General features: G+C 59.4%; 18 protein-coding genes. 7 read left to right on the plus strand and 11 right to left on the minus strand.

Features of this window, described 5'->3' with window-relative positions; genetic code table 11:
• Positions 1-113: 113 nt before the first annotated feature.
• Together ACYZTS_RS08105 and rep are read right to left on the minus strand one after the other, a co-directional pair.
• Positions 114-686 carry a xanthine phosphoribosyltransferase gene (locus tag ACYZTS_RS08105; RefSeq protein WP_028622375.1) on the minus strand — a complete coding sequence of 191 codons (573 nt, stop codon included), beginning with the start codon at positions 684-686 and terminating at the stop codon, positions 114-116.
• A gap of 68 nt (positions 687-754) precedes the next feature.
• Positions 755-2,764 carry a DNA helicase Rep gene (gene rep / locus ACYZTS_RS08110; RefSeq protein WP_461995223.1) on the minus strand — a complete coding sequence of 670 codons (2,010 nt, stop codon included), beginning with the start codon at positions 2,762-2,764 and terminating at the stop codon, positions 755-757.
• A 261-nt stretch (positions 2,765-3,025) separates the two neighbouring features.
• Here rep and ACYZTS_RS08115 point away from each other — a divergent pair, with 261 nt between their 5' ends.
• A complete protein-coding gene (locus ACYZTS_RS08115) occupies positions 3,026-4,699 on the plus strand; it encodes a putative bifunctional diguanylate cyclase/phosphodiesterase (RefSeq protein ID WP_028622373.1) in 1,674 nt (557 codons plus the stop codon).
• Positions 4,700-4,839: 140 nt separating this feature from the next.
• On the opposite strand, the gene ACYZTS_RS08120 is transcribed toward ACYZTS_RS08115, so the two are convergent.
• On the minus strand, positions 4,840-6,234 hold the full coding sequence (locus ACYZTS_RS08120; protein WP_461995225.1) for a NorM family multidrug efflux MATE transporter: 1,395 nt from the start codon (positions 6,232-6,234) through the stop codon (positions 4,840-4,842).
• 155 nt (positions 6,235-6,389) lie between these two features.
• On the opposite strand from ACYZTS_RS08120, the gene ACYZTS_RS08125 reads away from it, so the two are divergent.
• Complete coding sequence (locus ACYZTS_RS08125) at positions 6,390-7,310, plus strand: LysR substrate-binding domain-containing protein (protein ID WP_461995227.1); 921 nt, start codon at positions 6,390-6,392, stop codon at positions 7,308-7,310.
• Positions 7,311-7,499: 189 nt separating this feature from the next.
• Positions 7,500-9,476 (plus strand): methyl-accepting chemotaxis protein, encoded by a 1,977-nt coding sequence (locus tag ACYZTS_RS08130; RefSeq protein WP_028621462.1) that lies wholly within the window; start codon positions 7,500-7,502, stop codon positions 9,474-9,476.
• Between the two features lie 123 nt (positions 9,477-9,599).
• On the opposite strand, the gene ACYZTS_RS08135 is transcribed toward ACYZTS_RS08130, so the two are convergent.
• The 4 genes from ACYZTS_RS08135 to ACYZTS_RS08150 all read right to left on the minus strand — a co-directional run bounded on the left by ACYZTS_RS08135 (position 9,600) and on the right by ACYZTS_RS08150 (position 12,572).
• Positions 9,600-11,093 carry a YifB family Mg chelatase-like AAA ATPase gene (locus tag ACYZTS_RS08135; RefSeq protein ID WP_461995230.1) on the minus strand — a complete coding sequence of 498 codons (1,494 nt, stop codon included), beginning with the start codon at positions 11,091-11,093 and terminating at the stop codon, positions 9,600-9,602.
• A gap of 177 nt (positions 11,094-11,270) precedes the next feature.
• Positions 11,271-11,438 carry a hypothetical protein gene (locus tag ACYZTS_RS08140; protein ID WP_461995232.1) on the minus strand — a complete coding sequence of 56 codons (168 nt, stop codon included), beginning with the start codon at positions 11,436-11,438 and terminating at the stop codon, positions 11,271-11,273.
• A gap of 36 nt (positions 11,439-11,474) precedes the next feature.
• Positions 11,475-11,630, minus strand: a complete 156-nt coding sequence (locus ACYZTS_RS08145) for a hypothetical protein (protein ID WP_461995234.1) — start codon at positions 11,628-11,630, stop codon at positions 11,475-11,477.
• A gap of 681 nt (positions 11,631-12,311) precedes the next feature.
• Positions 12,312-12,572, minus strand: coding sequence for an accessory factor UbiK family protein (locus ACYZTS_RS08150; protein WP_028621450.1), 261 nt, complete (start codon positions 12,570-12,572; stop codon positions 12,312-12,314).
• Positions 12,573-12,991: 419 nt separating this feature from the next.
• Between ACYZTS_RS08150 and glnK the strand changes: the two genes are divergently transcribed.
• The 4 genes from glnK to sutA all read left to right on the plus strand — a co-directional run bounded on the left by glnK (position 12,992) and on the right by sutA (position 15,768).
• Positions 12,992-13,330, plus strand: a complete 339-nt coding sequence (gene glnK, locus ACYZTS_RS08155) for a P-II family nitrogen regulator (RefSeq protein WP_002555808.1) — start codon at positions 12,992-12,994, stop codon at positions 13,328-13,330.
• Between the two features lie 35 nt (positions 13,331-13,365).
• Positions 13,366-14,703: an ammonium transporter gene (locus tag ACYZTS_RS08160; RefSeq protein ID WP_028621449.1), complete on the plus strand. Its 1,338-nt coding sequence runs from the start codon at positions 13,366-13,368 to the stop codon at positions 14,701-14,703.
• Positions 14,704-14,916: 213 nt separating this feature from the next.
• The gene (locus ACYZTS_RS08165; RefSeq protein ID WP_028621448.1) at positions 14,917-15,342 is read left to right on the plus strand and encodes a secondary thiamine-phosphate synthase enzyme YjbQ; all 426 of its coding nucleotides are present in this window, start codon (positions 14,917-14,919) and stop codon (positions 15,340-15,342) included.
• Positions 15,343-15,444: 102 nt separating this feature from the next.
• Positions 15,445-15,768, plus strand: coding sequence for a transcriptional regulator SutA (gene sutA / locus ACYZTS_RS08170; protein ID WP_461995236.1), 324 nt, complete (start codon positions 15,445-15,447; stop codon positions 15,766-15,768).
• Between the two features lie 189 nt (positions 15,769-15,957).
• Here sutA and ACYZTS_RS08175 read toward each other — a convergent pair whose 3' ends face one another.
• Genes ACYZTS_RS08175 through dapF form a run of 4 tightly spaced genes read right to left on the minus strand, consistent with a single transcriptional unit; the run spans position 15,958 to position 19,136 of the window.
• The gene (locus ACYZTS_RS08175; RefSeq protein ID WP_461995238.1) at positions 15,958-16,668 is read right to left on the minus strand and encodes an HAD family hydrolase; all 711 of its coding nucleotides are present in this window, start codon (positions 16,666-16,668) and stop codon (positions 15,958-15,960) included.
• The gene (gene xerC, locus ACYZTS_RS08180; RefSeq protein ID WP_461995239.1) at positions 16,665-17,564 is read right to left on the minus strand and encodes a tyrosine recombinase XerC; all 900 of its coding nucleotides are present in this window, start codon (positions 17,562-17,564) and stop codon (positions 16,665-16,667) included. The genes ACYZTS_RS08175 and xerC overlap by 4 nt, the downstream gene beginning before the upstream one ends.
• Positions 17,565-17,566: 2 nt before the next feature.
• Positions 17,567-18,292, minus strand: a complete 726-nt coding sequence (locus tag ACYZTS_RS08185) for a DUF484 family protein (protein WP_028621444.1) — start codon at positions 18,290-18,292, stop codon at positions 17,567-17,569.
• A gap of 13 nt (positions 18,293-18,305) precedes the next feature.
• Complete coding sequence (gene dapF, locus ACYZTS_RS08190) at positions 18,306-19,136, minus strand: diaminopimelate epimerase (RefSeq protein ID WP_028621443.1); 831 nt, start codon at positions 19,134-19,136, stop codon at positions 18,306-18,308.
• Positions 19,137-19,139: the final 3 nt, after the last annotated feature.

Here is a 19,139-nt window from a genome sequence, read left to right on the forward strand (position 1 = left end):
CAAATGTAGGAGTGAGCCTGCTCGCGATTGCGGTGTATCAGTCGACATCTTCGGTGACTAATACACCGCAATCGCGAGCAGGCTCACTCCTACAAGGGTTATGCGGTGTGGCTTTATTCGATGAAGGTCACGACACCGCCCGCCAGCGACTGAACGCGAGCCAGCGACTCAACACGATAACCCTGCGAATCCAGCTCGGCACGACCACCCTGGAACGATTTTTCGATCACGATCCCCAGCCCCGCGACAGTCGCGCCAGCCTGCTTAATGATCGAGATCAGCGCCTGTGATGCCTTACCGTTGGCCAGAAAGTCATCAATGATCAGCACGCGGTCGCTGCTGGTCAGGTGGCGCGGGGAGATCGCCACGGTGCTCTCGGTCTGCTTGGTGAACGAATAAACGGTCGCCGACAGCAGGTTTTCGGTCAGCGTCAGCGACTGGTGCTTGCGCGCGAAAATCACCGGTACGCCGAGGTTCAGGCCGGTCATGATCGCCGGCGCGATGCCCGAGGCTTCGATGGTGACGATCTTGGTAATGCCCGAATCCTTGAACAGCGTGGCGAATTCGTCGCCAATCAGCTTCATCAGGGCAGGGTCGATCTGGTGGTTCAGAAAGGCGTCGACCTTCAGGACCTGATCGGAAAGCACGATGCCTTCTTCGCGAATTTTCTTGTGCAGTGCTTCCATGAAGCGTTCCTCTAATGACGCCGTGTGCGCCTGAGATCGTAAAAATGCGTGGTTAAAAAAGCGCAATTCTAGCGCTTTAACATCGCCCGTATATCGGCCAATGCGGTATTGCCGCGAACGGCTTTGACTTCAACCGGAATGTCGTCGGTGCCTTCCCACGCCAGGTCGTCCGGTGGCAACTCATCCAGGAAGCGGCTTGGCGCGCAGTCGATGATTTCGCCGTATTGCTTGCGCTTGGCAGCGAAGGTGAACGCCAGGGTTTGACGTGCGCGGGTAATTCCGACGTAGGCCAGGCGCCGTTCTTCTTCGATGGTGTCGGCTTCGATGCTGGAACGGTGTGGGAGAATTTCCTCTTCCATGCCCATGATGAACACGTAGGGAAATTCCAGACCCTTGGAGGCATGCAGCGTCATCATCTGCACGCCTTCGGCGCCGTCTTCCTCTTCCTGCTGACGTTCCAGCATGTCACGCAGGACCAGTTTGCCGATGGCGTCTTCAACCGTCATCTCGCCGTCTTCGTCTTTCTCCAGGGTGTTTTTCAACGCCTCGATCAGAAACCAGACATTGCCCATGCGGTAGTCGGCGGCCTTGTCGCTGGAGCTGTTGGTGCGCAGCCAGTTCTCGTAGTCGATGTCCATCACCATGCTGCGCAGTGCCGAGATCGGGTCTTCGCCGGAGCATTGCTCGCGGACCTTGTCCATGAAGCGCTTGAAGCGCGACAGGCGATCGGTGAAACGCGTGTCCAGATGCTCGCCCAGACCGATTTCGTCGGTGGCGGCGTACATCGAGATCTTGCGTTCGGTGGCGTAGTTGCCGAGTTTCTCCAGCGTGGTCGAACCGATCTCGCGGCGCGGAACGTTGATCACACGCAGGAAGGCGTTGTCGTCGTCCGGGTTCACGATCAGGCGGAAGTAGGCCATCAGGTCTTTTACTTCCTGACGTCCGAAGAAGCTGTTGCCACCCGACAGGCGATACGGAATCTGGTGGTGCTGCAGCTTCAGCTCGATCAGCTTGGCCTGGTAGTTACCGCGATAAAGAATCGCGAAATCACTGTAGGGACGGTCCGTGCGAAGGTGCAGGGTCAACAGCTCAACGGCCACGCGCTCGGCTTCGGCGTCTTCGTTACGGCAGCGGATGACGCGAATTTCATCGCCGTGGCCCATTTCACTCCACAACTGCTTTTCGAATTCGTGCGGGTTGTTTGAGATCAGCACGTTGGCGCAGCGCAGAATGCGGCTGGTGGAGCGGTAGTTCTGCTCGAGCATGACAACTTTCAGTGACGGGTAATCGTCCTTGAGCAGCATCAGGTTTTCCGGGCGCGCACCACGCCAGGCATAAATCGACTGGTCGTCGTCGCCGACCACGGTGAACTGGTTGCGTTTGCCGATCAGCAGCTTCACCAGCAGATACTGACTGGCGTTGGTGTCCTGGTATTCGTCCACCAGCAGGTAGCGGACTTTGTTCTGCCATTTTTCGAGGATGTCGGCGTGTTCCTGGAACAGCTTTACCGGCAGCAGGATCAGGTCATCGAAATCCACTGCGTTGAACGCCTTGAGCGTGCGCTGGTAGTGGGTGTAAACGATGGCAGCAGTCTGTTCCTTGGGGTTGCGCGCGTTTTCCAGAGCTTCGGGCGGCAGGATCAGATCGTTTTTCCAGGAGCCGATCATGTTCTTGATCTCGTCGACGCCGTCGTCGCCCGAGTATTCCTTCTGCATGATGTCGGTCATCAGGGCTTTGACGTCGGCTTCGTCGAAGATCGAGAAACCGGGTTTGTAGCCCAGCCGCACGTGTTCCTTGCGGATGATGTTCAGGCCCAGATTGTGGAACGTGCACACCGTCAGGCCGCGGCCTTCACCGCCCTTGAGCAGCGTGCCGACCCGTTCCTTCATCTCGCGCGCGGCCTTGTTGGTGAAGGTCATGGCGACGATGTACTGGGCGCGGATGCCGCAGTTCTGGATCAGGTGCGCGATTTTACGCGTGATCACGCTGGTCTTGCCGGAGCCCGCACCGGCGAGCACCAAAAGAGGGCCGCCGACGTAGCTCACGGCTTCTTGCTGCCGGGGATTGAGTCGGGACATACGGAATCAGGGAGTCGTTTGCGAAATGGGCGGGCATTTTAACAGGCTCAGCGAATTGTGCTCCTCTCTCCGACTTGTGACGCAACTTGCGATCTATATTTGCCGGTTTTGCTACTTTCACGCAGGATACGCACGAATTTGCGGCTAATGTTCGCGATTCGAGATACAAAGGCCTTGTTTGATCACTGATGTCGTTTGGTCGTAGGTAGGTGTAGCGGCATATTCCGCTACCCACCTCACTGCAGAGTCTAGGGAGCTAGCTTGTCTACGCCTGTCGAACCCTTGCGTTTGCTGCTACTGGCCGAAGAGCCAGCGTGGGCAGCGTTGTTGCGCGAGTGTCTGGCTCCGATGGGGAGCTCGGCCGTGCTTATCAGCGCGCCGAGCTGGGAGTCGGTCAGCACTCTGTTCGATGACAACCGCAACGCGGTGTTGTTGACGTTACCCGAACTTCAGCCGGCTCCCGGCCGCTGCAGTCTGCCGACGGTATTGCTGCTGGAACACGAGCCGCCAGCGCCGCCCGTTGGCGTCAGTGACTGGCTGGTGCGCGATCACCTGGATCCGGGCATGTTGCGCCGTTGCCTGCGCCATGTGCGTGAACGCGGATTGCTGGAACACACCCTGCAACGTCTGGCCGAGCAGGATCCCTTGACCGGCATTGCCAATCGTCAGGGTTTTCAGACCTTGCTTGCCGCGCGGCTGGCGGAAAACGACGGCCGCGGTCTGGCGCTTGGTCACCTCGACCTCGACAACTTCCGCCACGCCAACGACGCCCTCGGTCACCAGGCCGGCGACCGGTTGATTCTGCAAGTGGTTGCGCGCCTGAAAAGCCAGCTTGAGGTGGGTGACCAACTGGCACGGCTGGGCAGTGATGAATTTGCTTTGCTGATCGACACCCGCCGCGCGCCGCAACGCGCCGAGTGGATGGCCGAAAGAATCACCGAAGCCTTGGCCGAACCCTATTGGGTCGATGGCGAAAGTCTGTTGATCGGTTCCAGTCTGGGCATCGCTCATGCGCGCGCGCAGGCTGGCGCCGACCCGCTGATGTGGCATGCGCACATCGCCATGCAGCAGGCAAAAAGCACTCAGGGCTGCACCTTCCATATCTTCAATGAACGGATCAATCGCAACGCTCGCAGCATGGCCGATCTCGAGAGCGAACTGCGCCGGGCTTTGCGTCGCGACGAACTGGAGCTGCATTACCAGCCCCGCCTGAATCTGAAGACCGGCCAGATCGTCGGCCTTGAAGCGCTGGTGCGTTGGCGGCATGCCGAGCGCGGTTTGTTGCCGCCCAGTGAGTTCGTGCCGCTGGCCGAGCAGAGCGGCCTGATTGTGCCCCTCGGTTACTGGGTTATATCCCGTGCCCTGCGCGACATGCAGGCCTTGCGCGAGCACGGGCTGCCGGCGTTGCACATGGCGATCAATCTATCGTTCCGGCAATTTCAGGACAGTCAGTTGCTGTCGACGTTGAGCCGGTTGATTGCCGAACGTGGTGTCGAAGCGCAGTGGCTGGAGTTTGAACTGACCGAAACAGCGGTCATGCGCCGCAGTGATCTGGTGAAACAGACGATGGACGCCCTCGGACGTCTGGGCGTGCGTTTTTCCCTGGACGATTTTGGCACCGGGTTTTCATCGTTCGTGCACCTCAACAGCCTGCCGATCGCCTTGTTGAAGGTCGACAAGAGCTTTGTCGGCGGCATGGAAGGGCGTGAAGAAAATCGAAAACTGGTTCACGCGATGATCAATCTGGCGCACAACCTCAACCTGGAAGTGGTCGCAGAGGGCGTGGAAACGCCGGAGCAACTGGATCTGCTGCGTGGGTTTGGTTGCGATCAGGTGCAGGGGTTTCTGATCAGCAAGCCTTTGCCGTTGGCGGAATTGGTCGAGTATTTGAGCTTTGGCAGCAGTCAGCAGGCCACCCTGGACGGGGTGGTTTAACTACCGCTCCGATGTAGCAGTTTTTTGTGGCGAGGGAGCTTGCTCCCGCTGGGTTGCGAAGCAACCCCAAGCATTCTAGGGCCGCTCCGCAGCCCAGCGGGAGCAAGCTCCCTCGCCACAGGGGGTCCCATCAGGGAATCTCAGTCCGGCTGGGCGATCTGGAAACCCTGTGATGACGGCTCCCGCCGAATCATCCGCTTCATCTTCCACTCAAACGCCAGCGTCAAACTCACCGCCGCGCATGCCAGTCCCAATGCCAACCCCCACCACACGCCCGTCGGGCCTCCGTCCATGTTGAAGGCCATCCACCACGCGGCGGGTGCACCGATCAGCCAATAGCAACCGAGGCCAACCAGGAAGGTAGTCTTTGCGTCCTTGAGCCCGCGTATGCAGCCCATCGCGATGGTTTGCGTGCCGTCGAACAGCTCGAACCACGCCGCTACCGCCAGCAGGCTCACCGCCAGGTTGATGACTTCACGGAATGCCGGGTCGTTGTGGTCGAGAAACAAGCCGATCAACTGGTTCGGCAAGAACCAGAACACCAGCGCAAACCCGAGCATCGCCGCAGCACCGAACGCAATCCCCACCCGCCCAGCCAGGCGCGCCTTCAGCAGTTGCCCCGCGCCATAATGCTGGCCGATGCGCATGGTGATCGCGTAGGACATGCCTGCCGGAACCATGAACGCGACCGAAACGATCTGCAGGGCGATCTGATGCGCCGCCAGTTGCGTACTGCCCATGGTGCCCATGCACAGCGCTGCGAACGCAAACAGCCCGACCTCAACCGCATAGGTACCACCAATCGGCAGACCCAGGCGCCAAAGCTCTTTCAGGTATCGCCGATTGGGCCGCGACAGCCCTGGGAGCAGCGGATAAGCGTCGTACGCCGGGTGCCGGCGAATGTGCAAAGCCAGCGCAACGGCCATGAGATTGGCGACAATCGCGGTGACCAGACCGATGCCCACCAGGCCCATTTTCGGCAGGCCGAACATGCCGGTGATCAACGCATAGTTGAGCAGGAAATTCGCCACCGTGCCGGCGAGGCTAATAACCATCACCGGGGTTGCCCGGCCGATGGCGCTGGTAAACCCGCGCAGGGCCATGAAGCTCAGGTAGCCGGGCAGGGCGAATGGCAGGATCAGCAAAAACTGGCCCGCGGCTTGAACGTTGGTTTCAGTCTGGCCAAACAGCAACAGCACCGGTTTGAGATTCCACAGCAGCAATCCCGCGACCAGTGCCATCAACCACGCCAGCCACAGACCGGCCTGGGTCAGCCGCGCGGCGCCGACGATGTCGCCGGCGCCCTGACGGATCGCCACCAACGTGCCGACCGCCGCAATCACCCCGATGCAGAAAATGGAAACGAAGGAGTAGGTGGCTGCGCCCAGTCCGCCACCGGCCAATGCTTCGGGGCTCAGGCGTGCCATCATCAACGTGTCGGTGAGAACCATCAACATGTGCGCCAACTGCGAGGCAATCAACGGCCCCGAAAGCCGCAAAATGGCCCAGAGTTCAGTACGCGCTGGATGCTGCATGGTCATCACGCTCGATAAATGGGAGGGACAGGCAAGCGCTGATTCTCGGCGCTCTGCGGGGTTAGCACAAAGGGATAAAAAGGATGGGTTGCATGAGTCAGACTCATGCGAGAGTTTCTGCTAACGTCACCGGGTCCGCTGTAGGAGCTTTCCCAATGTCTCGTCGTCTTCCTCCCTTGTATGCCCTGCGCGCATTTGAAGCGGCGGCGCGCCACAGCTCGTTTACCCGTGCAGCCGAAGAATTGTCGATTACGCAAAGCGCGGTGAGTCGGCACATTCGTACCCTCGAAGAGCATTTCGCCTGTCGGCTGTTTCACCGCAGCGGGCGCCATCTGCAGTTGACCGAGTCGGCGCGATTGATTCTGCCGGGTGTTCGGGAAGGGTTCACGGCCCTCGAGCGCGCCTGCAATACGTTGCGCGCCGAAGATGACATCCTGCGCATGAAAGCCCCTTCCACCCTGACCATGCGCTGGCTGCTGGCGCGGCTCAGTCGCTTTCGGCATCTGCAGCCCGGCAATGAAGTGCAATTGACCAGCGCCTGGATGGACATCGACAGGGTGGACTTCAATCACGAGCCGTTCGACTGCGCGGTGATTCTCAGCAACGGAAATTTCCCGCTGGACTGGGAGGCAACGCTGCTGTTCCCCGAAGAGTTGATCCCGGTCGGTGCGGCCAATCTGCTGGATGATCAGCCTTGGGACGTGGCACGGCTGGCCAGCACTGAATTGCTGCATCCGGCACCGGACCGACGTGACTGGCGCAATTGGCTGGAGCGCATGGGCCTGGCCGATCAGGTCTCGCTCAAGGGCGGGCAAGTGTTCGACACCCTGGAGCTGGGCATGATCGCTGCCGCCCGTGGCTATGGCGTGTCCATGGGGGATTTGCTGATGGTCGCCGAGGATGTGGCGCAAGGGCGTCTGAGTTTGCCGTGGCCGACCGCCGTCGCCAGTGGTGAGAAATATTACCTCGTATGGCCGAAAACCCGCCCCGGTGGTGAGCGAATGCGTCGTCTCAGTGTCTTCCTGCAAGCCGAGGTGGACGCCATGGAATTGCCCGACGTCGAGCATTTGAGCTGAATCGGTAGAGGTGCCTGGATAGAGGCTTTGCGCCATATCCCGGTTATTTACTCAAGTATTCAGCAATGCCGCCGAAAATCTGCAGGTGGAACCTTCGTGCAGGTTCGATGCAATTCCCATAACTGGAAAAAATTTTTGCTGAGTGTGTGCTGCGATCAGGACGATCCGCTCGCTCAGCCAGGAGCTGTCATGTCTCAACCTCGTGCCCGGATCGCCTCCCAGCTTGGTCTTGCGCTCGCCGTAATATTGGCGATTGTCATCACCGGCAGTACCGTATTCGCCCTGCGTTCGCTGGATACTGCCAACCTCACCACCCGCGAAGAGCATCTGGCCAGTGAGGCCCGTTTGCTTGCCGATCAGCTGAGCACCTTCCACGGCACGTTGCGCGAAAGCACCCAGCGCCTGGCCGGGCTGTTCGAGACACGATTCACCGAAGGTTTGACCGTGCACCCGGATCAGCCGGTGACTGTGGCAGGCGCGCAGACGCCGGGCCTGCACCTGGGCAGCGAAGTGCTTAATAACAACTTCAAGGAAGTTGACGAGTTCAAGAAGATGACTGCCGGTGTTGCCACGGTGTTTGTGCGCAGCGGTGAAGAGTTCATTCGGGTCAGCACAAACGTCACCAAGCAGGACGGCACCCGCGCGATCGGCACTGTGCTTGATCACGCGAACCCGGCTTACGCACGCCTGATGTCGGGCCAGAGCTTTGTCGGTCGATCGCTGCTTTTCGAACGCCTGTACATGTCGCAATACACCCCGGTACGCGACAGCGCCGGTAAGGTAATTGCCGTGTTGTACGTAGGATTCGATTACACCGACGCGCAGAACGCGCAATTTGCCAACCTGAAGCGCTTCCGTATCGGCCAGACCGGTTCCCTGGCGTTGCTGGATGAGCAAAACAAATGGCTGGTGCCGATTGCGGGTGTGCAGGCGCTGGATCAAGCAGTCCCGGCCATCGTCGGGTTGTCCAAAACGCCTGGCAAGGGCGAGTTCTGGAGCGATAAGTCCGAAGATTTCTACAGCGTCGCTATGCCGTTCGAAGGCGGTCCTTGGTCGGTCGTGGCCAGCATGCCGAAGGCTGAGATCAGCGCGGTGACCTGGAGCGTTGGCATTCAGTTGGCGATTGGCAGCCTGTTGGCGATGTTGATCGCCGTCGGCTCGGCCGTGTGGTTGCTGCGCAGCAAACTGGCGCCGCTGGGGGATCTGGTGCGTCAGGCCGAGGCCTTGGGCGCCGGTGATCTGAGCGTGCGCCTGAACGTGTCGAGCAACGATGAAATCGGGCAGTTGGCGCGAGCCTTCAACCAGATGAGCCAGGCGCTGTCGACCATGGTCGAGCATATTCGCAAGGCATCGCACGAGGTCAACAGCCGCGCCCAGGCGTTGTCCGGTTTGTCCGGCGGTGCTTATGAAGGCATGGAGCAGCAGTCCGGCGAAATCACCAGCATGGCTGGCGCAGTGGAAGAATTCAGCGCGACCTCGCTGAACATTGCCGACAACATGGGCAGCACTCAGCGCCTGGCGCAGGAAAACGCCCAACAAACCCAGATCGGTCGTACATCGATGGACGAGGCGTCTTCGTCGCTGGAGCAAATTGCCGGCGCACTGAACAGCACCGCGACTGTGATCAACACCTTGGGTCAGCGCTCTCAGGAAATCGGCGGCATCGTTGGCGTGATCACTTCGATCGCCGAACAAACCAACCTGCTAGCCCTGAACGCCGCGATCGAAGCAGCCCGTGCCGGTGAGCAAGGTCGCGGTTTCGCGGTTGTTGCCGACGAAGTGCGCAACCTGGCGTCGCGTACGCGTCAGGCGACGGACGAAATCTCCGGGATGATTCAAAGCATCCAACAGGAAACCGGCAATGCCATCAGCACCATGGAGCAGGGCAATGTGCTGATGCAGGAAGGCCTGTCGCGTAACGCCAACGTGGCTTCGGCGCTGGCACGGATTGATGAGCAGAGCCGCTCGGCCGGCCAACAATTCGCCGCCATTACGACGGCGACCCAAGAGCAAAGCAGCACCGCGACGTTGCTCAGCAGCAATCTGCAGAGCATTGCGCTGGCCAACAGCGAACAGCGTGAGGTGGTGTCGAATCTGGCTATCACTGCCAAAGAGCTGGAAAGCCTGGCGGCCGGGCTGCGTGCTGAGGTTGACCGGTTTCGTTGAGGCGCCCTGGAACTAGCTTTCGCGAGCAGGCTCGCTCCCACGGTGTCGATCCGCAATTGCATGATCGACGCTGAACCTGTGGGAGCGGGCTTGCTCGCGAAAGCGGCGACTCGATATCCGCTCTTACTGAGTCGATGGCCTATACTGCAACGCCTCCGCCAAATGCTCCCGAGTGATGTCATCGACCTGCTCAAGGTCAGCCAGCGTCCGCGCTACCTTCAGCAGGCGATGCGCCGAGCGCAGCGACAGTGTCAGTCGTTCACACGCCGTTTCCAGCCAGGTTTCATCGACGGTGGATAACGTGCAGTGTCGGCGCAGTCCCGGCAGGTCGAGGAAAGCATTCGCGCAGCCCTGGCGTTTATGCTGCCGCTCCCTGGCGTCGGCGACTAGCAGCGCAGCCGTTGCGGTGTCATCGCCCGGTTTGAGTGCGGGGTTCAATGCCGTGGCTTCCCGGGCGACGGTGAGGTGCAGATCGATACGGTCCAGCAGCGGCCCCGACAATTTGTTGCGATAACGCTGGACCATGTCCGGCGTGCAACTGCATTTGCCACTGGGCTCGCCAAGATATCCACAGGGGCACGGATTCATCGCTGCGACTAACTGAAAACGTGCCGGAAAACGCACGCGGTCCTTGGCGCGGGAAATCACGATATGCCCGGATTCCAGCGGCTCTCTCAACACCTCCAGCACCTTGCGATCAAACTCTGGCAGTTCGTCGAGAAACAGCACGCCGTGATGGGCGAGGGTGATTTCGCCAGGCTGTGGCCTTGACCCGCCACCCACCAGCGCCGGGCCGGAGGCGGAGTGATGAGGTTGTCGAAAAGGGCGCTGCGGCCAATGGCTCAGCGGCACGCAACTGGTGACCGATTGAATGGCAGCGACTTCCAGCGCTTCATGTTCAGCCAGTGGCGGCAGCAAACCTGGCAATCGACTCGCCAACAGTGTTTTCCCGGTGCCTGGCGGTCCACTGAACAAAAGGTTGTGAGCACCTGCCGCTGCGATCAGCAATGCGCGTTTGGCGGAGATTTGTCCCTGCACTTCATTCAGGTCGGGGTAGGGTTTGCTGGCATACAGCAGGCCGTTGGAGACGTAGGGCTCGACTGGCTTGTGGCCATTGAAATGCGCGACCGCTTCCAGCAAATGATCCACTGCAAATACCTTCAAGCCTGACGCGAGGCAGGCCTCCTCGGCATTCGCCCGAGGCACCATCAGCGAACGCCCGGCTTTGCGCGCCGCCAAGGCAGCCGGCAGCACTCCCCGCACGGCACGCACCGCGCCGGACAATGCCAGTTCTCCGAGACATTCGATGTCATCAAGCGTGACCGTCGGCACCTGCACGCTGGCGGAAAGGATGCCCAGGGCAATCGCCAGATCAAATCGTCCGCCATCCTTGGGTAAATCCGCAGGGGCCAGGTTCAACGTGATCCGTCGCGCCGGAAATTGCAGGCCGGAATTGATAATCGCACTGCGCACCCGGTCCTTGCTTTCCTTCACGGCCGCTTCCGGCAAACCGACCATCGTCAGCGAAGGCAAGCCGTTGGCCAGATGGACCTCGACAGTAACGGCAGGCGCATCCACGCCAATCTGGGCGCGGCTGTGGACGATGGAGAGGGACATGGTCGTTCCTTGAGCTGAAGAGCACCGCTTCCTGCGGTTTTTTCAAGGGTAGTCGGGGGTTGAGGGTTTGGCGTGTCAGTGTAAGGCCCAAACTTTCGCAGGATGTTGCAAATACAGTCGACGCAATTCAGCGGGCAGAAAAAAACCGCCATTCAGGCGGTTTTCGGCGACAAGAGTTTAAAGTCTTCCACCAGCCAGTACGCCGGAAGGCTCCAGTTCTTTGCCGCGGATTGCCGCAACTTCTAGGAAGCGTCGCTGATTTGCCGACACGGTTCCAGCTAAACGTAGCGCCTCGGTATGGAATTCGAAGGCAGACAACAGCTTCGCTTTTCTTTTTTGGTTCATCGAACGCCTCATGTTGGGCCCACCTGTGAATTGATGTTATTGGCCATCCAGATAAATGACAAGACGCTGGGTTTCGTCGAAGGCGAACCCGAGTTCCAGATAATAGGAGACAACGTCAGGGTCTGGATCCTGTATCTCGATCTCACTGCAGCCAACCATCCGCGCATAAAATTCGGTTGCTAATAGTGCCATGGGGGCTATCCACCCTCGCAAAGGATGCGCTCTGTTCGGATGACCTTGGAGGAGAATGACCTTTATGCAAATTGTGCTTCTTCTCGGCGTTGCGTAGCACAAACCGCATAAGACATCTCCATGCCAGACGGACAGGTCAAAACCCTTGGAGTCCTTGCACTTCCAGTCCGGGATTTTGTCCCATGGGTAGAAGACTGTTCCTGTCCACCTGTGACAGGCCTCGATGGCAGCGCAAGTGATCGGATCGAACCTGACCACCGAAGCATCAATGTTGAGGCCAATATTTGCGCAAGTTTTGGCGAAGGTTTTATGCGCTAGCTTTCGCGCGTTCGATTTGTAAGTTTGGTCTCGAAGCTCCGTACCTTTTCCTTTTCGTCTCATCGCTGTTATCTGGTGGGATCAGGCGGTGGACGATAAAAGATGGCGACATTGTTACGTAATCAGGTACTGGAACCACGGTCTGTAGGACAGTACTTAGAAAACTGTAGGGCATCAGAAGGCAGGAAACAGGCTGTAGGAATGGCGTAGTTGTAGGCGTGCGCTAACGTTGCCAGCGTATGTTCGCCCAATAATTTGCGTGGAGCCGGAAGATCAAAAGATCGCAGCCTGCGGCAGCTCCTACCGGAAATTTCTGAAATGGCCAGTGGACTGAACGGATCCTGCACCCCCCGGATGTCGGCCTTACTCGCTCGGCGGAATCAAACGCGCTTCCAGTTCAGCCACCTTCGCTTCCAGGCTCTCCAACCGCGCCCGGGTCCGCGCCAGTACAACCATCTGACTATCAAATTCTTCGCGGCTCACCAGATCCAGTTTGCTGAATCCGCTCTGCAGCAGTGCCTTGAACTGGCTTTCGATTTCGCTTTTCGGCAATGGTGTGTCGCCGCTGAAAAGGCGCGAGGCGGTGCCGGTCAGGGCGTCGAGGAAGTCTTTGGGCGCGAGCATGGCTGATGTCCTGGAAACAATGGCGGGCAGTGTACCACGCAGTGTCTATAGTCAATTCCGAACGCCGGCCATGCACGCTTTTCGCGCATGCGGATAGACGGCGTCGCACTGTTGTTGTGCGTTACCGCCAGTGGTCGCCCGCAAGCAGATGATCAACCCAGGCCAATCCATTGAATTTCGCGGGTTTATGCGAGATGGCAAGCTTTCTGCTTAGTCGCAAGGGACCCATGCACTGATGCAGTCGAAGTGACGAATGCAGTGCGCCAAGCGAAACGGGGGAAGTGTTTCGTGCGGAGTGGTTAGCTGGCGTCGGACGGTCGATGCAGGCCGACGACGCGTTACAAAGCCAGGCACTGCGCTTAGACTTAAGCCGGGTTTGTTTTCCTGGGGCAAGTCCACCAATTCGGGAGAGAGTTTTCATGAAGCTAGTCACTGCCATCATCAAGCCGTTCAAGTTGGACGACGTGCGCGAGTCGCTGTCCGAGATCGGCGTGCAGGGCATTACCGTCACTGAAGTCAAAGGCTTCGGGCGGCAGAAGGGTCACACCGAGCTGTATCGCGGCGCTGAGTACGTGGTCGATTTCCTGCCGAAGGTGAAGATTGATGTCGCCATTGACGACAAGGATCTTGACCGGGTTATCGAGGCGATAACCAAGGCGGCCAATACCGGCAAGATCGGTGACGGCAAAATCTTCGTGGTCAATCTGGAACAGGCGATTCGCATCCGTACCGGCGAAACCGATACCGACGCGATCTAAGCCGCCACAAACCCAACGCCCCAGGAGAAAACAATATGACTCTGCGTAAATTCGCAGGGCTAGGAGCCCTGTTGTCCCTCGTAATGCCCAGCCTGGCTATGGCGGCAGACGAAGTGGCGGCCCCAGTCCTCAATTCCGGCGATACCGCCTGGATGCTGACCTCGACAGCCCTCGTGCTGTTCATGACCATTCCCGGCCTCGCGCTGTTCTACGGCGGCATGGTTCGCTCCAAAAACATTCTTTCCGTGATGATGCAGTGCTTCGCCATTACCGGTCTGATCAGCATTCTGTGGGTCATTTATGGCTACAGCATCGCGTTCGACACCACCGGTATGGAGCAGGGCGTCGTCAACTTCAACTCGTTCTTCGGCGGCATGGGCAAGGCGTTCCTCGCTGGTGTCACGCCGTCGAGTGTGACCGGTCCTGCGGCGCTGTTCCCTGAAGCGGTGTTCATCACCTTCCAGATGACCTTCGCCATCATCACCCCGGCGCTGATCGTCGGTGCCTTCGCCGAGCGGATGAAATTTTCCGCGATGCTGATCTTCATGACCATCTGGTTCACCCTGGTCTACGCGCCGATTGCGCACATGGTCTGGGCCGGTAACGGCGGCCTGATGTGGGACTGGGGCGTGCTCGATTTTGCTGGCGGCACCGTAGTGCACATCAACGCCGGTGTGGCGGGGCTGGTAGCGTGCATCGTGCTCGGCAAGCGTAAAGGTTTCCCGACCACGCCAATGGCACCGCATAACCTTGGTTACACCCTGATGGGCGCGGCCATGCTGTGGGTTGGCTGGTTCGGCTTCAACGCCGGTTCCGCCGCGGCTGCCAACGGCACGGCCGGTATGGCGATGCTGGTGACTCAGATCGCAACGGCTGCTGCTGCACTGGGCTGGATGTTTGCCGAATGGGTCACCCACGGCAAGCCAAGCGCACTGGGTATTGCTTCGGGTGTGGTCGCCGGTCTGGTTGCGATCACTCCGGCCGCTGGCACGGTAGGCCCGATGGGCGCACTGGTGATCGGTCTGGCAGCGGGCGTGGTGTGCTTCTTCTGCGCCACCACCCTGAAACGCAAACTCGGCTACGACGATTCGCTGGACGCCTTCGGTGTCCACGGGATCGGCGGTATCCTCGGCGCAATCCTCACCGGTGTCTTCGCCGCACCATCGCTGGGTGGCTTCGGCACCGTTACCGATATCGCTGCACAAGTCTGGATTCAGTGCAAAGGCGTAGGTTTCACGGTGATTTACACCGGTATCATCACTTACATCATTCTCAAGGTGCTGGACGCTGTCATGGGTCTGCGTGTTACCGAAGAAGAAGAGGCAGTCGGCATCGACCTGTCGCTGCACAACGAACGCGGCTACAACCTGTAAGACACGGCTAAAAAATCTGCCCGGCTTGCCGGGCATTTTTTTGCCTGAAATTTGTCTCTGAAGTCATGGCTGAAAGGTTTTTTCGTACATGTACGGCAGCGTTTACGACAGGCGTTTTTCTACGGCCAAAGGCTTACATGATTGAAGGATTATTAGGGCCTTTGTTTTTTCCCAGAGCGCGCTAGAATGCGCCCCGAACGTGCGGAGAACTGTATGTGGCGACAGACGCTGATTACTCTGCGGGCACGGCCCCGGGGCTTTCATCTGGTAACGGACGAGTTACTCGCCGGCTTGCCTGAACTCAAGGCATGTCGGGTCGGTCTGTTGCATTTGTGGCTGCAGCATACCTCGGCGTCGTTGACCATCAACGAGAACGCCGATCCGGCGGTACGTCGCGACTTCGAACGATTTTTCAATCGGCTGATCCCACAAGGACCAGTCGACTATGAGCATAACGACGAAGGCCTGGACGACCTCCCGGCGCACTTCAAGGCCAGCGTGCTTGGCTGTCAGCTCAGTTTGCCGATTTCGGCAGGCCGACTGGCGTTGGGAACCTGGCAAGGCGTTTATCTGGGCGAGCATCGTGATCATGGCGGTGCCCGTAAAGTCCTCGCCACCTTGCACGGTGAAGGGGCATAAGCCGCTGGTTGCCAGCGGTTGTAGAATTTTCTCCGGCAGCCGTCGACAGACGGCGAAGCTGGGCTATAACTAATCTGCTTTTCGCAAGTCATGAGGTAGAACATGAGCGACGATGATCTGGAAAACGACGAACTCGAAGTAGGCGACGACGACGAAACCGAGGAAGGCCTTGAAGTGGCAGCCGAAGACGTCGCCGAAGACGACGGCGGTGAAACGCCCGCTCCGGCCGCCAAAGGCAAGGCCAAGGCTGCGGTATCGGTCGATGAGCTGCCGAGTGTCGAAGCCAAGAACAAGGAGCGTGACGCCCTGGCCAGGGCCATGGAAGAGTTCCTGGCCAAAGGCGGCAAGGTGCAGGAAGTGGAGGCCAATGTGGTCGCCGATCCGCCCAAGAAGCCTGACAACAAGTACGGCAGCCGGCCTATCTAAGCGCCTGCCCATGCTTGCTGAAGAAGCCCGCCGTCGCTGCGGGCTTTTTTATGGGTGACAAAAACGTTGAGCCCAACGCGATCCCTGTGGGAGCGAGCCTGCTCGCGAAGAGTCCGGCACATTCAAAATCAATGTCGGCGGACACACCGCTATCGCGAGCAGGCTCGCTCCCACAGGTTCTGTGTCAATTCAAATTATGTGATGGGCATTCCATCGCGCCAACAATTCCGGCAACTCTGTCAGGCTGCGAATCTCGGCATCCGGCGCTTTTTCCGCCTCCCAAGCCTTGCCCGTCGGGTTGAACCAAATGGCTCGCAAACCAGCCTGTTGGGCTCCGGCAATGTCATCGCCCGGATGATCGCCGATATGGACTGCAGTCTCCGCCGTCGCGCCACCACGCTGCAGTGCCTCATGAAACAGGCGCGCATCCGGTTTGGCGATGCCGATGTCTTCGGCGCACAACGCAAACTTGAAAAAATCCGCCAGCCCAAGCCGACGTACATCGGCGTTGCCATTGGTGACCACGCCCAAGGCGTAATGGTTGGCGAGAATTTCCAGAGTCGGCTGCACGTCGGGGAAGACTTCCAGCTGATGCCGCGCATGCAAAAACACTTCGAACCCCTGATCGGCCAGGTCTGAAGCGTCGGGATGGGTGTAGCCGGCATCCTCCAGGGCATGAAACAGGACACGCCGGCGCAACGCACTGATGCGGTGTTTGAGGCTCGGCTCCTGGCTCAGCACGCGCTCACGAATCGACCACAAATGCTCCACCGGCACTTCGCCCAGATTCGGTGCGTGCGCGGTGAGCCATTCTCGCAACACGGCTTCGGCACTGACGATGACCGGGGCGGTATCCCACAGGGTGTCGTCGAGGTCGAAAGTGATCAACTGGATTGTCATGAATCATCGCCCTTAATACGTTTGGCCCGTGGATGGGCACTGTCGTAGACCGTCGCCAGGTGCTGGAAGTCCAGATGGGTGTAAATCTGGGTCGTCTTGATGTCGGCGTGGCCGAGCAATTCCTGCACGGCGCGCAAGTCCTGGGACGACTCCAGTAAATGGCTCGCAAATGAGTGTCGCAGCATGTGCGGATGCAGGTTCTGCCCCAGCTCCCGTTCGCCGGCCGCTTTGACCCGCACCTGAATCGCCCGCGGACCCAGGCGCCGGCCGTGCTGGCTGACGAACACAGCGTCGTCTGCAGGATGGGTCAGCGCGCGCAGTGGCAACCACAGTTCCAGCGCCTCCCGGGCTTTTTTACCCACCGGCAACAACCGCGTCTTGCTGCCCTTGCCAAGCACCTGAACCATGCCGTCTGCCAGATCGAGCTGATCAAGATTGAGCGCGGTCAGTTCCGAAAGACGCAAACCCGAGGAGTAGAACAGCTCCAGAATCGCCTGATCGCGACGGGCCAGAAAATCATCATCGACGGCGCCTTCAAGCAGTTGCAGCGCGCGGTCGGTGTCGAGGGTTTTCGGCAGGCGCCGTTCGCCTTTCGGTGGCGCAAGACCGTTGGCCGGATCGTGATCGCACAGGCCTTCGCGATTCAGATAATGATAGAGCCCGCGCACCGCCGAGAGCAGCCGCGCAAGACTGCGCGAAGATTGGCCTTGCGAATGCAAGCGCGCGATCAGGCTGCGCAAGCGCTGGATATCCAGCGCTGCCCAGCTACCGATGTTCTGTTTGACGCACCAGCCCAACACTTTGTCGAGGTCGCGGCGGTAGGCATACAGCGTATGCGGCGACACCTGCCGCTCACTGCGCAGGTGTTCGCAGTAAGCGTCCAGTTGCCGTTCCATGATTAGCGTACCGAGCGCAGAGGGTTGTTGAACCGTGGCAGCACGCGGCCCATGACTTCGGCGATGTAACTCAGGAACAGCGTGCCCACCGAGCTTTTGTAGTGCTGTGGATCCCGGCTGGCGATGGCCAGAATGCCGTGGATGCCTTGATAGCTGATGGCGACGACGGCGGTGGAGCCGATCTGCTTGCGCTGTTCTTCGCCGAACAGGAAGTCCAGTTCGTGCTCACGCAGGCTGCCGCTGACGCTTTTGTCCTCTGACAGCAAACCGCCAATGGCGGTTTGCGCATCGGCATGGGTTACCCAGCGGCCGACCGGCATCGGGTTGTCGCCGAGCAGGATCAGGCTGACAAAGGGCACCTGGAAATCCTGACGCAGGCTGTCTTCGACGCTGATTACAACGTCTTCCAGGCTGGTGGCGTCCATCAGCGCGAGAATCAGGCGGCGGGTCTTGTCGAACAGGCGGTCGTTGTCGCGGGCCACGTCCATCAAGTGCGACAGACGATGTCGCAGCTCGATGTTGCGGTCGCGCAGGATGGTCATCTGCCGCTCGACCAGCGAAATGGTATCGCCACGCTGATGCGGGATGCGCAAGGTCGCGAGCAATTCCTCGTGCTCGACGAAGAAATCCGGATGAGCCTCCAGGTACGCGGCTATTGCCGTCGCCTCGAGGCTTTCGGAAGGGGATTCGTCGGGCTGCAGGGCGGGAACCTGGGGCTTATCGGTCATGGGTTTGACTCACTCAAAGACGCACTTGTCCTTCGTAAACTCGCACTGCCGGGCCAGTCATCAAGACCGGTTGGCCGGGGCCAGCCCATTCAATGGACAGACGCCCGCCGGGCAGGTCGATCAACAGCGGCGAATCCATCCACCCCTGGCTGATTGCGGCCACTGCAGCAGCGCACGCGCCGGTACCACAGGCCTGGGTTTCCCCGGCGCCGCGTTCCCAAACGCGCAGCTGTGCGCGGTTGCGGTCGATGACCTGAAGAAAACCGACATTGACCCGTGCCGGAAAGCGCGGATGGTGTTCGATTTTCGGTCCCAGCTCATGCACCGGTGCATTATTGATATCACTGACTCGCAGCACCGCATGGGGGTTGCCCATGGACACTGCCGCCAGATCGACCGGCGTGCCGTCGACTTCAATCCGATAACTCACGGCCTGTTCCGGCGCATCGAAAGGAATGTCGGCGGGCACCAGGCGCGGAGCACCCATGTTGACGCCGATCTGACCGTCGCTGCGCACATCAAGCTCGATGATGCCGCTTTTGGTCTCGACGCGAATCTGCCGCTTGGCGGTCAGGCGCTTGTCGAGCACAAAACGGGCGAAACAACGCGCACCGTTGCCGCATTGCTCCACTTCAGAGCCGTCGGAATTGAAGATCCGGTAACGGAAATCCACATCCGGGTTGCTCGGCGCTTCGACGATCAGCAATTGATCAAAGCCGATGCCGGTGTGCCGATCACCCCATTGCTTGGCGTGTTTGGGCAGAATATGCGCGTGCTGGCTGACCAGGTCGAGGACCATGAAGTCATTGCCCAGGCCGTGCATTTTGGTAAAACGCAGCAGCATGGT

This window comes from Pseudomonas sp. TMB3-21 (genome assembly GCF_054898145.1).

What these genes read in the sequence shown, in the direction of transcription:
- sutA (WP_461995236.1), top strand. Translation starts at nt 15,445, where the DNA reads ATGAGCGACGATGATCTGGAAAACGACGAACTCGAAGTAGGCGACGAC.
- ACYZTS_RS08160 (WP_028621449.1), top strand. Translation starts at nt 13,366, where the DNA reads ATGACTCTGCGTAAATTCGCAGGGCTAGGAGCCCTGTTGTCCCTCGTA.
- rep (WP_461995223.1), bottom strand. Translation starts at nt 2,764, where the DNA reads ATGTCCCGACTCAATCCCCGGCAGCAAGAAGCCGTGAGCTACGTCGGC.
- ACYZTS_RS08120 (WP_461995225.1), bottom strand. Translation starts at nt 6,234, where the DNA reads ATGCAGCATCCAGCGCGTACTGAACTCTGGGCCATTTTGCGGCTTTCG.
- ACYZTS_RS08135 (WP_461995230.1), bottom strand. Translation starts at nt 11,093, where the DNA reads ATGTCCCTCTCCATCGTCCACAGCCGCGCCCAGATTGGCGTGGATGCG.
- ACYZTS_RS08105 (WP_028622375.1), bottom strand. Translation starts at nt 686, where the DNA reads ATGGAAGCACTGCACAAGAAAATTCGCGAAGAAGGCATCGTGCTTTCC.
- dapF (WP_028621443.1), bottom strand. Translation starts at nt 19,136, where the DNA reads ATGCTGCTGCGTTTTACCAAAATGCACGGCCTGGGCAATGACTTCATG.
- ACYZTS_RS08145 (WP_461995234.1), bottom strand. Translation starts at nt 11,630, where the DNA reads ATGGCACTATTAGCAACCGAATTTTATGCGCGGATGGTTGGCTGCAGT.
- ACYZTS_RS08140 (WP_461995232.1), bottom strand. Translation starts at nt 11,438, where the DNA reads ATGAACCAAAAAAGAAAAGCGAAGCTGTTGTCTGCCTTCGAATTCCAT.
- xerC (WP_461995239.1), bottom strand. Translation starts at nt 17,564, where the DNA reads ATGGAACGGCAACTGGACGCTTACTGCGAACACCTGCGCAGTGAGCGG.
- ACYZTS_RS08150 (WP_028621450.1), bottom strand. Translation starts at nt 12,572, where the DNA reads ATGCTCGCGCCCAAAGACTTCCTCGACGCCCTGACCGGCACCGCCTCG.
- ACYZTS_RS08175 (WP_461995238.1), bottom strand. Translation starts at nt 16,668, where the DNA reads ATGACAATCCAGTTGATCACTTTCGACCTCGACGACACCCTGTGGGAT.
- ACYZTS_RS08185 (WP_028621444.1), bottom strand. Translation starts at nt 18,292, where the DNA reads ATGACCGATAAGCCCCAGGTTCCCGCCCTGCAGCCCGACGAATCCCCT.
- glnK (WP_002555808.1), top strand. Translation starts at nt 12,992, where the DNA reads ATGAAGCTAGTCACTGCCATCATCAAGCCGTTCAAGTTGGACGACGTG.
- ACYZTS_RS08125 (WP_461995227.1), top strand. Translation starts at nt 6,390, where the DNA reads ATGTCTCGTCGTCTTCCTCCCTTGTATGCCCTGCGCGCATTTGAAGCG.
- ACYZTS_RS08130 (WP_028621462.1), top strand. Translation starts at nt 7,500, where the DNA reads ATGTCTCAACCTCGTGCCCGGATCGCCTCCCAGCTTGGTCTTGCGCTC.
- ACYZTS_RS08165 (WP_028621448.1), top strand. Translation starts at nt 14,917, where the DNA reads ATGTGGCGACAGACGCTGATTACTCTGCGGGCACGGCCCCGGGGCTTT.